The organism is Companilactobacillus nuruki (genome assembly GCF_002872255.1).
In the GTDB taxonomy this organism is placed as follows: Bacteria; Bacillota; Bacilli; order Lactobacillales; family Lactobacillaceae; genus Companilactobacillus; species Companilactobacillus nuruki.
Genome location: NZ_NIPR01000034.1, coordinates 13,053 through 30,144 on the forward strand (window position 1 = coordinate 13,053; position 17,092 = coordinate 30,144).

At 35.3% G+C, this 17,092-nt stretch carries 10 protein-coding genes; 6 read left to right on the forward strand and 4 right to left on the reverse strand.

The window, feature by feature from the left end; genetic code table 11:
* Positions 1-9 precede the first annotated feature (9 nt).
* The 4 genes from CBP76_RS08720 to CBP76_RS08735 all read left to right on the forward strand — a co-directional run bounded on the left by CBP76_RS08720 (position 10) and on the right by CBP76_RS08735 (position 4,090).
* Entirely contained in the window at positions 10-1,062 is a 1,053-nt protein-coding gene (locus CBP76_RS08720; RefSeq protein WP_102196518.1) for an AI-2E family transporter, read from the forward strand.
* Between the two features lie 73 nt (positions 1,063-1,135).
* Positions 1,136-2,554 (forward strand): hypothetical protein, encoded by a 1,419-nt coding sequence (locus CBP76_RS08725; protein ID WP_102196519.1) that lies wholly within the window; start codon positions 1,136-1,138, stop codon positions 2,552-2,554.
* A 118-nt stretch (positions 2,555-2,672) separates the two neighbouring features.
* On the forward strand, positions 2,673-3,362 hold the full coding sequence (locus CBP76_RS08730; RefSeq protein WP_102196520.1) for a 2,3-diphosphoglycerate-dependent phosphoglycerate mutase: 690 nt from the start codon (positions 2,673-2,675) through the stop codon (positions 3,360-3,362).
* Between the two features lie 365 nt (positions 3,363-3,727).
* On the forward strand, positions 3,728-4,090 hold the full coding sequence (locus CBP76_RS08735; protein ID WP_102196521.1) for a hypothetical protein: 363 nt from the start codon (positions 3,728-3,730) through the stop codon (positions 4,088-4,090).
* A gap of 98 nt (positions 4,091-4,188) precedes the next feature.
* On the opposite strand, the gene CBP76_RS08740 is transcribed toward CBP76_RS08735, so the two are convergent.
* On the reverse strand, positions 4,189-4,782 hold the full coding sequence (locus CBP76_RS08740) for a type 1 glutamine amidotransferase family protein (RefSeq protein WP_102196522.1): 594 nt from the start codon (positions 4,780-4,782) through the stop codon (positions 4,189-4,191).
* 195 nt (positions 4,783-4,977) lie between these two features.
* On the opposite strand from CBP76_RS08740, the gene CBP76_RS08745 reads away from it, so the two are divergent.
* On the forward strand, positions 4,978-6,825 hold the full coding sequence (locus CBP76_RS08745) for a sensor domain-containing diguanylate cyclase (RefSeq protein WP_166667235.1): 1,848 nt from the start codon (positions 4,978-4,980) through the stop codon (positions 6,823-6,825).
* Positions 6,826-6,895: 70 nt separating this feature from the next.
* Here CBP76_RS08745 and CBP76_RS08750 read toward each other — a convergent pair whose 3' ends face one another.
* Positions 6,896-8,101, reverse strand: a complete 1,206-nt coding sequence (locus CBP76_RS08750; RefSeq protein WP_102196524.1) for an amidohydrolase family protein — start codon at positions 8,099-8,101, stop codon at positions 6,896-6,898.
* Between the two features lie 68 nt (positions 8,102-8,169).
* Positions 8,170-9,255 (reverse strand): MFS transporter, encoded by a 1,086-nt coding sequence (locus CBP76_RS08755; RefSeq protein WP_102196525.1) that lies wholly within the window; start codon positions 9,253-9,255, stop codon positions 8,170-8,172.
* A gap of 565 nt (positions 9,256-9,820) precedes the next feature.
* Between CBP76_RS08755 and CBP76_RS13195 the strand changes: the two genes are divergently transcribed.
* Positions 9,821-14,098 carry an adhesive domain-containing protein gene (locus tag CBP76_RS13195; RefSeq protein ID WP_166667236.1) on the forward strand — a complete coding sequence of 1,426 codons (4,278 nt, stop codon included), beginning with the start codon at positions 9,821-9,823 and terminating at the stop codon, positions 14,096-14,098.
* A gap of 62 nt (positions 14,099-14,160) precedes the next feature.
* Here CBP76_RS13195 and CBP76_RS08765 read toward each other — a convergent pair whose 3' ends face one another.
* Positions 14,161-17,058, reverse strand: coding sequence for an LPXTG cell wall anchor domain-containing protein (locus CBP76_RS08765; protein WP_102196526.1), 2,898 nt, complete (start codon positions 17,056-17,058; stop codon positions 14,161-14,163).
* Positions 17,059-17,092 lie beyond the last annotated feature (34 nt).

Genomic DNA, 17,092 nt, shown 5'->3' on the forward strand with positions numbered 1-17,092 from the left:
GAGCGTTATATGAGTTTGTACGATAAGTTTGTCGAGAATAAACGATTAAGAAGATTCGTCTTACTACTGCTAGTAATTGCTGTATTTTATTTGTTTCGTAGTATGATGAGTCTTTTCTTATTGACGTTTACGTTTACCTTTTTGTCAGTTCAGTTAGTTAGGGCGGTGCAGAGAAAATTACCCAGGATTAAATCTATTTGGGTAATAGCACCAGTTTATTTGATAATTATCGCTTTATTGGTTTTTGTCATCACTAACTATGTACCACAGTTGATCAGTCAGACGGTAAAGATGTTTAATTCACTCCAAAGGTTCTATGAAAGTAAAGAAGTACGTTCAAATCCTTATTTAAATGTGGTTTATAATTATTTACAGCAGATCAACTTGGATAATCAAATCAAGGCAGCCATTACACAAGTTGTCAATTATATTAGTAGTGTAGGCGCAGTTGGATTTAATATTGTTATTTCCTTCTTATTGAGTTTCTTTTACACCAGTCAAGTTGAGCAAATGAATGCGTTTGGTCGTCAATTCTTGGATAGTAAATATAGTTGGTTGTTTTCTGATTTGTTTTATTACGGCAAGAAATTTGTTAATACCTTCGGCGTTGTTTTGGAAGCACAGTTGATGATTGCTGTTGTTAATACTACTTTAACAACTATTACTTTAATTTTTATGAAAATGCCAGGAATAATTGCTTTAGCAGTTATGGTCTTTATTCTTTCTCTGATTCCAGTTGCTGGTGTAATTATTTCATTGATACCGCTTAGTTTTGTGGCTTATTCAGTCGGTGGTATTCGTTATGTTATTTATATTGTGATTATGATTGTCGTAATTCATTTGATAGAAACATACTTCTTAAATCCACAATTCATGTCTAGCATGACGCATTTGCCAATTTTCTTCACATTTGTAGTGCTGATTGTATCTGAAGAATTGCTAGGAACATGGGGATTAATCATTGGTATTCCGATTTTTGTTTTCTTCCTAGATATCTTAGGTGTACACTCGATTGGAAATAATAACAAAAAACAAAGAATAAAATTAAAGAAATCGTTATAATTAAGTTTAAAGTATACTTGTCATATATAATGAAGTTAAATGCAGTCAACTGACGTAGATGGGAGATTAAATTATGTCATTCTTCGATAGAAAAAATAAAGATAACGATGATAATTATTCTGATCTAAATAATTCTTCTTACCAACAACCTCAACCAGATCAAAATAATTTTGATCAGGCTCAAAATCAATATAATGATGCTCAGGCGGGGATGGGTACACAATTTTCACCAGACCAGAATTTCGATAATAATGGTGGAAACAATAATTACTATTTTGATCAAAATCAACCACAACAACCTCAACCACAGCCACAAATGGCAGGTGATGAGGAATGGCAATATACCGAGCAAAGTTTGCAAAGTACTTTGGATCAAGGGGCTGATCTAAAAGCTCAATTGCGTAGTCAATTATTGGCCGATCGTAGTTACTGCAATCATGTTTTGCGTAACACTAATAGTGATCAAGTTGAAGATCGTCAGCAAGCAACTAATAGAATCAATGATATCAATGCTTCTTTGAAAGAATGGTTTGGTACTGATGAGATGGCTAACGAGATTTATATGGATGCCAATCGTGATTATTACATTTTTACTGATGACTTAGCTGCTAATCCAGATGATGAAACAAGCAAAATGTGGCAACAATTGACAATGACCTTGGCTGATAAGGGATTGCTAGCAAATGCTATTTCAGTTACTTACAATGACCAAGTCGATCAAGCTTGGATGAATTATCAAAATGCCGGTTTCGTTGATGGTAATGCTTTCTTATTGAATATGTATAATGATTTACAAGGACGAAACTTTAATACGCCAGCTACTCCAGCAGAAATTCCATTTGACGCTAATTATCGTGTACAACATGTTACTGATAAGGTAGATAAAATTTTGGATTCTGATGATAAATTAGTGATGGAAGTTTCCAGAAATGCTAATCATCAATTACAGATCATTCGTCATTATCGTAAAGATAATTTGTTGAGTCGTGATATTTTTGATGTTAATGGAGTTATCTCGGCTACACAATTTTATGATCACAGAGATGCTAATAAGGTTGTCCGTGAGAATTTCTATCGTCAAGATGGTACATTAGTTCTGATTAAGAGCTATACCAATGATGAGCCTTATATTCAATTGTTCAGTGAAGGCAATGTTCTAATCAGTACCTTTGATAGTGATGAAGATTTAATTGTTTGGTGGTTAAAGAATCAAGCATTGAAACAAACCGCAGCGACTATCTTCGTATCAATTAATTCTGAATACTATAAGAAAATATTGACTCTTCGCGATAGTGGATTTGAAGTTATTCCAGTTGTGATGAAGCAGAGCGAAAATGCTGATATTATTTCTGACTTAATTGATGGCAAAGATAAGGTTAGCGCTGTATTAGCAGGCAATGATGATGTTAATACTTACTTAAATAAGAATTCTAAAAATAAGTTGGATATCACTACTTTGAAGGAACTAGATACACCTATTTACAAACAATAATGAAAAAAAGAGTTTGATTCTGCAATTATCTTGTAAATTGCAAGTCACTCTCTTTTTTTTATTGCCAAAATCGTGTAAAATACTTAGTGTTAAAGAAATGAAAAGAGGATCATTACAAATGGCAAAATTAGTTTTCATTCGTCACGGACAAAGTGAATGGAATTTATCAAACCAATTTACTGGTTGGGTTGATGTTGACCTTAGTGAAGAAGGCGTAAAACAAGCCCAAAACGCTGGTAAACTTCTTAAAGAATCAGGTATTCAATTTGATCAAGCATATACATCAGTATTGACACGTGCTATCAAGACATTGCACTATGCTCTTGAAGGCTGTGACCAATTATGGATTCCTGAAACAAAGACATGGAGACTTAACGAACGTCACTACGGTGCACTTCAAGGTCTTAACAAAGCTGAAACAGCTGAAAAATACGGTGATGAACAAGTTCATATCTGGAGACGTTCATACGATACATTACCTCCACTATTGAAAGCTACTGACGAAGGTTCAGCAGCACAAGATCGTCGTTACGCAAACTTGGACCCAAGAATTATTCCTGGTGGCGAAAACCTTAAAGTTACTTTGGAACGTGTAATTCCATTCTGGGAAGATGAAATCGCTCCTAAATTGCTTGATGGCAAGAACGTTATCATCGCTGCTCATGGTAACTCACTACGTGCACTTACAAAGTACATTGAAAACATCTCTGATGCTGATATCATGGACGTTGAGATGACTACTGGTGAACCAGTTGTTTATGACTTAGATGACAAGTTGAACGTTGTAAGTAAAGAAAAGCTTAACTAAATTTGTTTAGTTGAATATTAAAAGGACTCCACGATTCGTGGAGTCTTTTTTTTGTTGAATAATGAGTAAATAGTAATCAAAGGAGAAAATAAGATTTTTAAAAGAATATCACAAGACGGACCGACATGTTTCATTTACGAATTCGTTAACGGTTTAAAATACATGTCAGGTAGCAGAGATGATAATAAAGAATTGTCTCAGTTAGCTGAAAATATGCTGAGTTTTTTTACAGAAGGGAAGAAATGTTCATATGTCGGTGAATTTTCGATAGTAACGTAGCCGTAAAGGCTTTAGACGATTATTATCTTAAAAGTAATAATGAAAAGTCACTTTTAGCATCTGAATATAATATAGGTATGGAAATTTTGGACGATGATCTTGTTAAAAATGTTAGTGATTTAAAAAATAATGAATTTATTTTAATACAGATAATTGAGAAGCATATCCATTTCGTGAATTCACACTGGTTATGTATTGTTCAACCGAAAATGAATAGACATTATATTATCAACAGTGCTAGTGCGCTTCCACTAATGCAACATAATATTAAATCAGTTAAATTAAAGAGGATAGAGAGAAAAAATTTAGCATTGATAAGTAAAATTTTTGATTGGAAATACTGGAAGAAAATGAAAAAGAATAGAAAATATTCTAATGATAATATTCCGGACACTAAATATGAGTTCAAATATGTTAAACCAATCAAGGTAAGTATTACCAAATTATAGCAATGATTATGAAAATGATATCTATCCCAAAAATTAGAACAATTCTTGGGGTAGATATCATTTAGAGATTCTTTTACAGTTAAATATTAATCTAGTTCTTATTCAAATGGATTCCCATACTTTTTACAATAATCATAAAATCCCAATCGATATAGGTCAGTTATCTTATCAATTTCCCTTGGTGAATCATTCATAATCAATTTGAGTACTTGATTAGTAAAGGACAATGTTGCAGTTCCGTTGGCGGTGATAAGATTTCTATCAATGACTACTTGTTGTTCAGCAAAGTCATTTGGATTCGTATAATTGGTATATGATTGCCACAGTGCTTGAGAATTACCAGTATGCTTATAATTGTTTAATAAAGAATTACGGGCTAAGAAATCAACTGCACCACAGATTGCTGCAGTTGGTTGATTATTATCTAGACGTTTTTGAATCAAAGCGACAAGGGAAGAATTTTCTAGGTTCCAAGAATTACCTCCAATTAATATTAATAAATCAATATTATCAGGTAAATCTTTGATTAGATAATCAACGGTTGTGGTAAAACCACCGATAGATTTAACTGTCCGTTGAGTGGATGCAGTTTTAGTTTTCCAATCTTTTGTTTGATTAAGTTGACTGGCTAAATATGATCCCTCCCAATCAGCGTATTCGTTTTCTACGAAAAAAATGGCTTGTTTTGTCATATTATAATCTCCTTCGGAAGATAAATATAATTATAAACCAAAGGATAGATAGGTGTTGATTAGTTAGTAATCTAAATAATGTTTCGTAAAAAAATGATAGAGAAGGTGTTAGTTTATTTGTCTGGGGCAAAATAAATTTCCAAACAATCTATAAATAATATATTATTATATTAATAAGTTTTCATGGAGGGGTTTATGACTGTTGAACGATTATATGCCGACATACCAATCTTCCTTGTCAGGGTGATGGTTGTTAGTTTCTTTAGTATAGGATTCATACAATTTTTTCAAAGGTTATGGAATGCAACGTTTGATCAACCAAATATTTCATCGCAAAGAAAATGGATACGCAGAATAGCACTTACCTTATTAACTGTTGGTTTGGGTACGTTTGTACATCTTGATGCTATGCTGTTTGTTCATAATGATTCAGCAATCATGTATCATAATTGGGCGTTATTTATCTTGATATTGCCGTTATTATTTGGTGGGTTTTCTAAATTAGAGATTGTAATACAATTTCTTGCATTGATTCAAATTTGGTATATGCATCATGCTCCTAATATGTTTGAACCATTAACCTTAATAGCCTTGGTTCTTTTCGTTATTTCGATTGTATTATTAAAGATCTATCGGGAGAAGATTATTCGTCAATGGGGTATTGGGGTTTTAGGAGCGGTCATAATAGCTAGTATTTTTTGGTTTACGGTTCCTGAATATTCTATGGGAATGAAAGTTACTACGGAATGGGCACTCCAAGCGGTATTGCTCTTTGGTACAATGGTTGCTTTTGTATTAGGATATTGGATACGACATTATCGAGAGGATATGCGTAAGAGACAATTGGAACGGTTGGCTGACTATGAAAGAGGAATAAAGAATAATAGTTATGTTGATCATCAAAAAGAACTTCAAGAAATGTTTAAAAAGGCACAGGACACTGGAACAGATTTAAGCTTTGCAACGTTTGATTTGGATAATATAAAGAAAGTAAATGATCGTTTCGGCAGACTGGCTGGTAATGCGGTTCTTTTAGGTACTTCTGAGATAATGAAAAGGGTTTTGTCAGATTCTGGGATAGAGTATCAACTGTTCTTAACTAGCGGGGAAGAATATAATGTGGTTTTTCCTGGTAGTAAGGTACAGGACGCTCTGCCTGTTGTAGAAGCATGCTGGCAAGGCATTCGTAAGAGTGAGTTTGCCTATGAGGATCGCAATATAAATGTCACTGTTTCAGTTGGATTAACCGCTATACAACCAGAGGATACGACTGTAAATAATATTTACAAGCGATCCGATGATGCTTTATTGAAAAGTAAACAATATGGACGTGACACGATAACATTGAATGACAAAGTTGTTTCTGGGATGCCTCATGAGGAAAAAAGTTTGTCTGATTATTGTTATTTTTCTCAAGGTATTTATGATATTGCTAAAGAAGAGCCTAGTATGTATTATCATGAACTTCTTTTAAGAACATATGATTCGATGCAAAAACGCTGGATTCTTCCAGATTATTTTGAGATTCCAGTTTGGATGCAGATTACTCTATTAAAGGATTTTATGGAACATACAGATGTTCAGAACTTTAATCTCAACTTAACAGCTAGTCAGTTTGAAGATATTGAGGTAGCAAGGGCATTAACTCAATTTGCTAAGAGTTCAGAGGGTCCTAATAGATTAACTATTGAAATAACTGATTTGAAGGATTCACAGACTACGAGAAGAATCAGTGCATTGTACCGATCAGCCGATATGAAGATCATGATTGATGATGTTGGTAGTGATAACTCATTTGAATTAGTTCGTGGGGCATTGCCATATGTTAATGGAATGAAATTTGCAATGCAGAATCTTCGTAAGGTTGCAAGTGACGCAGAATTGGAAGAAAGAGTGAATTTTTGGTATAAAACTGCTCAGGAGAATAATTTGGACTTTATTCTTGAAGGTGTGGAAACTGAAGATGATCTCAAAATGGCAAAAAAGCTAGGAATTCCTTATGCACAAGGTTATTTCTTTGGTAAGCCGGCACCTGTTAAATAAAAAAATGATCCAGCAACTATTTTTTATTGGTTGCTGGATCATTTTTTTATAAAGAGTAATGTGATTTGTATTATTTGATTTTCTTTCCTGATGAATAACTCTGCTTAACAGGACTTTTACGTGCGACAAATTCGGCAGAACAACTAGCTGTAGTTAGGATAAAACTAGCATCATCGTTTATTTGAGGCCAAACTTGCTTGCCGGTTTTATCTAATGGAGTAATACCATCGGTAATTAAACCTAAAGACTGTGAAAGTCCATCTTGTGTTGATATGTGATACATTTCCAAGTACCGAACCAGCTTTTCGGGAATTGAACCGTCGCCTAGACTAGACCAAGCATCATCAATATTGTCACAACCGATATGAATTTGGACACCGGCAGATTGTAACTCATCGAGCGGTGGAATTGTATCTGGATCAATTGGAATACTGGAGACGATCTGAATCTTCAATTCAGCCATTTCTGCAAACAATTGTTTACGTTCTTTTAAAGTAAAATCATTTAATCCAAAGGCATGACTAATATAGACATGTCCTTGTAGATTATTTTCTTTGGTTAAACGTATTATTTCTAAGAAGGTTTTTCTACCAGCTTCATTGCGATCGTGTAAATGAATATCGATTCCAGTATGATATTTTTTAGCTAGATTAAAGGTTGTAGCTAGTGATTTTTTATAATCCCCATCTAAAGTATAGGGATCAACCCCACCAATATAAGTTGCTCCATTAGTCAAGGCCTGTTCTATTAGAGCTACCGAATTGGAACGTAAGAGGCCGTGCTGTGGAAATGCAACCAATTCTGCTTTAATGCCATCATGATTTACTTTGTTCTTAATTGCATTAAAATGTCGTAATCCAGTGGCGGGTTCAATGTCAATATGAGAACGAAAAGCGACAACACCATGTGATTGTTCCAAATTGATCAGATTTTGAGCCCGATTTTCGATAGAGATATCTAAGGCATTGAGTTCTGGAATCTCAGCTTCAAATCTTTCAATGATTGAATTGGCTGGACTAACTGGATGCCAGGGCGCACCAAGTTTATTTTTATCTAAGTGACAATGTTTTTCAATAATACCTGGTAGTAGTAGATTTCCCTGACCGTCAATAACTGTATCCCCAACAGAATCTTCCCATTCTTTCATAGGAATTATCTTTTTAAATTTACCATCATCAATAAGAATGGCAACATTTTCAGTTTTGGTGCCAGAAATCCAATCATCACTGTAGATATAATTTTTTTCAATTTTGATATTTTTAAGCCAAAAAGTCATTAAAATGTCTCCTTATTTGTCATCGCTTTCATTATCCTACTATAACTAAAGTTACACAATAAGTGTGATTATGACTTTATATTTTCGGTTACGCGGATCCCAGTCAAGATTGTTAGTATCATTAAAAAGGCTAATATAATCAAAATGATTAACCAGCTATGAAAATTATCATGTAAACGACCAAAGAAAACTGGCCCAATGGCGGCCAAAAGATATCCAATTGATTGAGCTAAGGCCGATCTGTTAGCGATTTGTATAGGACGATTACTACTTGTGGCAATCATATTTAAAGCTACGCTGAAAATGAGAGATGTTGTAAACCCCAAAATGATAGCAGAAATCCACAAACCAATACCAGACCAAAATAATGTTGTTATACCGATTAGGTATCCAGTTCCTAGGACTAAGAGGATTTTTTTTGTATCTGTAAAATAATTCAAAACGATTGCTGCTGGAATGCCAATGAATTGAAAAATTGATAATAAGATACCTGATTTACCGGCTGAGGCACCAAAACTCTGATATATTGCGGGCAACCAAGAAATAAGACTATAAAAAATTAATGATTGTAGTCCCATAAAAATGATTAATCTTTGAGCGATTTTGTCATAAAACAGAGTATCCAAAAGTCCTTGAGTTGTTGAATCCTTTTTAGGTTTAGTAAAAGGAGTTGGCAATAGACTGATCATGAAAGCAAATAATGCTGGAATGGCTATGGCCGTAGCTATTGCTGAAATAGAATTCATTGTTACTGAATAATAACTTGTGAGTCTAGTAGTTTCAGGTAGCTCAGTTGTGGTTTGAGATACCATTATTGGGATTAAAATGTTCAATAATGCAATCGAACTGCCAATTAAAAAAGTGCTAAGCAATAAGGTTACTGTAGTAATCGGACGAAGAATATTGGCCAAGAGTAAGAGACCGTTAGTAAAGATTAAAAGTGGGCGAATACCAAAAATATTGTTTAACCGTGGTGCGATAACTGCTCCAATAGAAAAACAGAATAGTGGAATTGTAACTAATAGAGCAGTAACAGTACTATTTACGTTCAGTGTTTTTTGAATATCACCAAACAATGGTGCTATGGCTGTAATTGGTAATCTTAAGTTCATAGCTGTTAATAAAATTAAAAATGTTTTTTGCTTTTTGTGCATAAAAAAGACACTCCTTAGGCTATTCCAGCCTAGTAGAAATGTCTATTAGTAACATGACGAAGATTAGTTCGCTATCGGAATATTATTTCTTACATAATACAGCGATGAGTTTTAATTGGCAAATTTAGTTTTTATAAAAATCATCATTTTTTATTTATGAATGACGTTTTTGATATTGGGAGTATAGAATAAGCAGTAAAACTTTGAATCAAATATGATAAATTTGAGCAATTTATTCAAATTTGTTAAAAAAAATTAGCAATTAATGTGAGATTTTTTCTCGTGTTAATTGCTTTTTTTGATTATCAAACAAGTATATTTGTTTTTAAATAATAAACTGGAATTATTTTGTAGTATTTATTTTAAAGGTCATTATATCTATATAATATTTTAGGATTTTATAATCATCATATTTTTTTAATAAAATGATCTTTTTGATTATAAAAAAGTAATACTATCATTAAATATAAATTATAATAATTATAAGTTTTTTGTTTACAGGAAAATTTATACATGATAAGATTTTAAGTGTTAAATATTTCACAAAAAAATTAGAGGTGAGCGTATGATTAATAATAAGAAAAAAATATTGAGTACCACGATATATTTATCAAGTGGAGTGTTATTGTTATTGAATGCAGGTTCAGGGATAGTAAGTGCCGCAGTCGATGGTAGCAATAACCATGCTCAAAATCAAAATAGTACCATTATGCCTATGGCAGGTTTAGCAGATATTTCAGTTTTGACTAATGCCAGTTTAACATCAACAACTGGTAATACTATGACACCTAATTCACAAGGAAACTATGATTTATCTTTAAGGTATTCAGGTACCGGTGTTGCCAGTGTCGGTCTGGCTGATAAAAAAGTATTAGTTTATTCTTTACCATCTGAACTACAGGGGAAGGTCGTGGGTGGTGCCAATGTGCAAATTGATGCCCAATTATTACCAATCGTACCCGCCGATATACCTGGAGTGGATTTATTATTTGCAACGGTAGAAACCGCAGTTGATGTTTTTGCAGCGGCAGTAGCCATAACTGGTACAAATGTTAGTGGTTTGCAAAATGCAATTGATGATTTAAAAGAGCTAAAGCAGTTAGGGTCTTATCAAGCAACTCTCCCTGCAACTGTTTCTGCTGATGGAAAAACAATTTCAGTAGATTTTACTGATGGTTTAGGTAATTATGTTCATCAAGCATATGCATCTTTATTTGATGGATTGGAAGATGCCGTAAATGGAATTAGTTCTGCTAATCCAATTGTTAATACTGCGTTGAATGTTTTGAAACAGAGTACAAATCCGTTATTTAATTTGATTGATGAAATTGGAAATGGTAGTTCAACAGTTCTAAACTCAGCATTGAATGCAAACTTATTAGGACAAACCAGTGGAACATTAACAACTACTGTGAGTGATCCCAATACTCCAACTGCTACAATTAGAGCATCTGTAGTTAATAATGCGGCAATTTCAGCTGATGTTATTTCATTCATAGATCAAGATGGTGAGCCAGTTACCTTGAATTTCCCAAATGATGGGGTAGATCCGTTAGAAAATTACAACGTTGCAACTCCTAGCCTTGATAATGCAACTGAAGGTGATACATCAATAAGTGGTTCAGTAGCATTAGAACAACCAGTACCGGAAGGAACAACTTTTGAAGCTGTGGCAACTCTTGGAGATGGCAGTGAGGTTACAGGAACGGTAGATGGGGACGGGAGTTTTGCTATAAACACAGGTGCTCTATCTGCAAACGAAGTCGTTTCGGTAAAAATTAAAGCTACAAATGGCAGTAGTATTAAATATGGTGATTCTGCTTCGACAACAGTTCAAGCGTCAACAACTGAGGAAAATCCACTAGCCAATTATAATGTGGCGACTCCAACGGTGAATCCAGCAACAGCAGGGGATACATCAGTGAGTGGTTCAGTTGTACTAGAACAACCAGTACCAGAAGGAACAACTTTCAAGGCTGTAGCAACTTTACCAGATGGCAGTGAAGTTGAGGGAGATATTGACGAGAATGGCAACTTTATAATAAATACAGGCGAATTGGTAGCTGACGAAAACCTATCAGTTAAAATAGTAGCTACGAATGGAGAAAATACTAAGGATAGTAGTCCGGTGTCAGTAACAGTTCAAGCGTCAACAACCGAAGAAAATCCGTTGACTAATTATAATGTAGCAACTCCAACAGTAAATCCGGTAACGGCAGGAGACACATCAGTGAGTGGTTCAGTTGTACTAGAACAACCAGTACCAGAAGGAACAACCTTCAAAGCCGTAGTAACAATGCCAGATGGCAGCGAGGTAGAAGGTACTATTGATGAGAATGGTAATTTCACTGTCGACACAGGTGAATTGATAGCCGGCGAAAACCTATCAGTTAAGGTAGTGGCTACAAATGGAGAAAATACGAAGGATAGTGCCTCAATATCAGTAACAGTAGCCCCAGCAACTGAAGAAAATCCATTGGCTAATTATAATGTTTCAGCTCCAACAGTAAATCCAGTAACAGCAGGTGATACATCAGTAAGTGGTTCGGTATCATTAGAACAACCAATTCCAGAGGGAACAACTTTCAAGGCTGTAGTAACATTACCAGATGGCAGTGAGGTGGAAGGTAATGTTGATGAGAATGGTAATTTTACTGTCGATACAGGCGAATTGGTAGCTGGCGATAATCTATCGGTTAAGGTAGTGGCTACAAACGGAGAGAACATGAAAGATAGTGTCCCTGTTTCGGTAACAGTTCAAGCATCAACAACAGAGGAAAATCCGTTGACTAATTATAATGTGGCAACTCCAACAGTAAATCCAGTAATAGCAGGTGATACGTCAGTGAGTGGTTCAGTATCATTAGAACAACCGGTCCCAGAAGGAACAACTTTCAAGGCCGTAGTAACATTGCCAGATGGCAGTGAGGTGGAAGGTAATGTTGATGAAAATGGTAATTTCACTGTTGATACAGGCGAATTGGCAGCTGGCGAAAATCTATCAGTTAAAGTAGTAGCTATGAATGGTGAAAACACTAAAGATAGTGCTTCAATATCAGTAACAGTAGCTCCAGCAACAGAGGAAAATCCGTTGGCTAATTATAATGTCTCAACACCAATGGTAAATCCAGTGGTGGATGGCGATACATCGGTAAGTGGTTCAGTTGTATTAGAACAACCAATCCCAGAAGGAACAACTTTTGAAGCAGTCGTGACGTTGGCTGATGGAACAGAGGTTACGGGAATGGTTGATGAAAATGGCAACTTTACTGTCAATACAGGTGAACTTAATGAAAATGACATACTGTCAGTCAAAGTAGTAGCACATAATGGCGATAATCAAAAGAGCAGTGATTCAATTACGATTACTGTAGGTGCGAGAATTCCTGAAGAAAATCCATTAGCAAACTATGATGTCTCAACACCAATGGTAAACCCAGCGGTAGATGGCGATACATCAATAAGTGGCTCAGTAAACTTGAATCAACCGATTCCAGAAGGGACAACCTTTAAAGCTGTAGTAATGTTACCGGATGGCAGTGAGGTAGAAGGCAGTGTTGATGAAAATGGTAATTTCATTGTTGATACAGGTGAACTAAAGGCCGGGGATGTTCTATCTGTTAAGATAACAGCAGAAAATGATGGTTATTCTAAAGATAGCTCTTCTGTACCATTGACAGTTGTAGAAAAATCAGAAGTTAATCCTTTGAACAATTACGAAGTTGTAGCTCCAAATGTTGATAAGATTACAGATGGTGATGTCAAAGTTACGGGAACAGTAAACTTAAACCAACCAGTTCCAGAAGGAACAACTTTTGAAGTAGTTGTGACTCTACCAGATGGTAGTCAAAAGACTGGCACAATTGGGGCAGATGGAAAATTCTCCATTGATACAGGAAGATTAACAGGTGGTGACTATGTGGATGTGCAGGTAGTTGCCAAAAACGGTCAATTTGAAAAGAGTGGTCCGAAGGTGTCTGCATTAGTAGATGATGGTTTACCATCAGTTAATAATCCGTTAGATAACTATAATGTTAATGCACCAACAGTTGATCCAATCGTTGACGGAGATACAAAAGTCACTGGTTCAGTTGATTTAGAAACTCCAATTCCAGAAGGGACAACCTTTGAGGTAGTTGTAACATTACCGGATGGCAGTCAAAAGATAGGTACAATTGGATCAGATGGAAAATTCTCTATCGACACAGGTGTATTAAATAAAGATGATGTGATTAAAGTTCAAGTGATTGCCAAGAATGGTGGTAACAATAAGAGTAGCAATATTGTCCAAGTAACTGTTGGAGCAAAAGATTCCAGCGGTAATGGCAACAACGGCAACAACGGCAATAACGGCAATAACGGCAACAATGGCAACAACGGCAACAACGGCAACAACGGCAATAACGGAAACAATGGCAACAATGGCAACAACGGTAACAACGGTAACAACGAAAACAATGGAAATAACAGTAACAATGGAGGAGATGGCACTGGTAATGGTGGCAACGCTTCTAATGGTAATAACGGAGGCGGAAATGGCACTGGTAACGGTAGTAATTCTTCCAACAGTGGAAATAATAGTGTTAATGGAGGTGGTTCAATTAATAGCAATGGTTTAGGTAGTAATGGTTCAAGTGGAAGTGTTGGATTAGTTAGTGGAAATCAAGGGTCAAATGCTAATAAATCAATCCAAAACTCCGCAAGTAGTTCCGGAAAATCTAGTGATGGGAAGAGTCTACCAAATGCTGGAGAGAAAGTGCTTGGAGTAACTTCAATTGGAGCAATGTTACTAGCCCTTGCAGTAGTTATGTTCAAGAAAGTATTTAGAAAAAAAGATAGTTAATATCTTAAACAAATAAAAAGTATCTCGAAAGTTATAAACTTAGGAGATACTTTTTTATTTTGTTATTGATTATTTTTCTTTTTAAATCCAAATGTTGCAAGTATTGTCAGCAATAATACTCCCAATCTAGAATACCAAATATTATTCTGATTACCAGTTTGAGGTAAAGTTGTTGACTTAGTATCGCTGGTCTCAGATGTAGTACTATTATTAATTGGATTATTTGGGGTAGTCACTTGAGATGAATCATTGTCAGCAATCTGAGGAGAAGATGCAGATGCTGCATTAGAGGTAGAAGTGTTATTTATTGATGAAGTATTTACACTATTATTAGAATCATTGTTTGATGCAGAGGTATTTGCACTACCAGTAGCGGTTGATCTGTTTGGAACGTTGCTACTTCCAGTTGAATCATTTGAATTATCATTATTTGGTTTGCCAGGATCAGTAGTAATGGTATTGCTATTATCATTATCTGAAGAAGTATTATCTGTTGACGTATTTCCACTGTCATTTGAAGTAGAAGAATTTCCATTTGATGAACCACTAGATGTATTTCCAGAACTTGGATTATCAATGATTTTGACAGTAGCCTTTGAGGTCAGAGTTTTACCATTAGAATCAGTATATGAATAAGTAACTATATAAATTCCTGCTTTGGAAGTATCGATTGAATCAATGGGCGTTTCTGTACTATCTTGAATAGTGTAAGTAAGGACTTTGTTTTCCAGAGCTTGATTGATAACCAAGTTGTTACCACTTGGATCAACTAACGTTGTTACATTATCAGCAGGGTTCCAAGTGCTTCCAGTTGTTAGTGTAGTGTCTTTGGTTGTTAAAGAACTATTATCAACTAACGGTTCACTCACTGTCACGGTAATAGGATCTAGCGTGACTGATTTTCCTTGATCATCTTTATAGGTATAAATTACCTTGTAATCTCCTGGGTTGGTAGTATTAATTGACGTAGCACCATTAGGTCCGGTGATTGTTGCGGTAATATTACCATTATTAATAGCGTTTTTAATTTCCTCAGAGCTCATATTTGTTCCATCAGATTTTTTGACAGAAGTTATTCCATTATCAAGGTCCCATGTACCACCGTTTTTAATAGTTGAGCCCTGAACCGCAATACTACTTTGGTCCGGAGTTTCCACTGTCAAAGTAACTGGCTGAGACATAACAGTATTATTATCGTCATCAGTATAGTTATACGTTAAGGAGTAAGCTCCATATTTTGCATTAGTTAATGAATCTACTGTTTTACCATCTTTATCGATAATTGTTGTAGTTATTTTTCCGTCCTTGATAGCGGCTGCTATTTGTTCTGGTGTTAATTTAGTTGTGCCATCAGAGGAGGTAACAGAGGTTATTCCCTCAATAGGATTCCAATTTTGTGGATCAGATGTTGTAACATCTTTACCAGTAATAGCTGCGTTACTATCCTTTACGGCCACATTCGCTGAAGCTCTAGTGGTATTGCTTTGAGAATCTTTGAAGGCATACGTAACAGTATAAGAACCGGCCTTCTGCGGATTAACATTGGACGTTACTGTTAACATATTGGGCTGGTAGTCCATTAAGTCGGCAGTTGTCTTATCTTTAGGATCCGTATAGGTATATGTGGTTGTATTACTTGATGTACTAGTCTTTGCCATATCGCTGATTTTAACTAAATTACCTTCTGGATCAATAATACCGATATTAGAATCGGGTATCCATGTGGGGTTTTCACTGGCATAGATGGTTGAATCATGTGGCGTTAGTTTAGTTTTGATTTCATTCATGAAAGCTTTGTATGAATGACCATTTACAGTAGTGGTATTAGATGACACAGACGTTGGTGCATAAGTCATTGTAGAGTTCAAGTCTATCGGCTTATCATTAACTTCAACACTTAAAGAAGGGTACCAGTATTTATTACGGTCTGCATAGAAATATGAAAGAGGAGCCTTTAGAAAATCAAATAGTGAATAAGTAGTTCCATCAGTTCCGGATGTTGTTTTATCATAGCCAATTTTGGTATATGCACCATCAGATGTTTCTGAATCTTTATCATAAGCGGTATATGTATCTTTAACGGTCGTATGAATATAGGTAATAGTTTCGGCGAGACTACCACTTAAAGGAGCGGTGTAAGCAACACCAGCAAGATTCTTATCAGGAGCATCAGTTATTCCTAAAGAACTTGAAGATAGTGTAGGATATAAACTTTGCCCAGTAGAGTCCCAATCTCCAATACCAATAAATAGAACATCCTGAGTAGCTACCTCAGAGGGAACACCAGCGTTAACGGTAATCGAAGCTGGGGTGGAAGCAATATCAGCACCAGTTTGAATTGGCAATGACATTCTTATTCTCATAGGAGTTGTAGTTCCTCCATCAGCAAGTGGATCAGGATCTGGGGTACCTACTTTGGCATCGTCATCAGGTCTAAAATAAAAAACTTGGCGATCATCAGACGTATTGTTTAATTGATAGACTTTGAGACTGTTAAGTAATATACCTTGACCAGGATAGTTTTTATCTACTGGATTGGTGTAATCATTTTTTATAGCGGCCACGTAATTATCGGCACTTTGTTGAAATTCTTCCAAATTACCAGTTATAGATTTGGGAAGTACGATATAGAAACCATACAATGAATCGCCTGTTGCCATGTGATTTGTTGCATATGGCAATACTAAAGCAGCTCCCTTGGCATTATAGGGAATGTATTTTTGATTAACACTAATATAAAAGTTTGCTAAAGTCGGCATTTTTGTAATAGTTTTAGCTGTTGGAGTGGAGCTCGTGGCTTCAGTGCTTGATTCACTAGTTGCTGCATGTATGATGTTAGTATTTATTGGACTTGTAACTGTTACTCCAGCAATTACTGACGCAGCTGCTAGTGGAATTAACCAAGACTTTTCACTTTTATAAAATTTATTTTTTACTTTAAAATTATGTAATTGTTTCATATGAATACCCTCAATAATTTATATAATACAACTT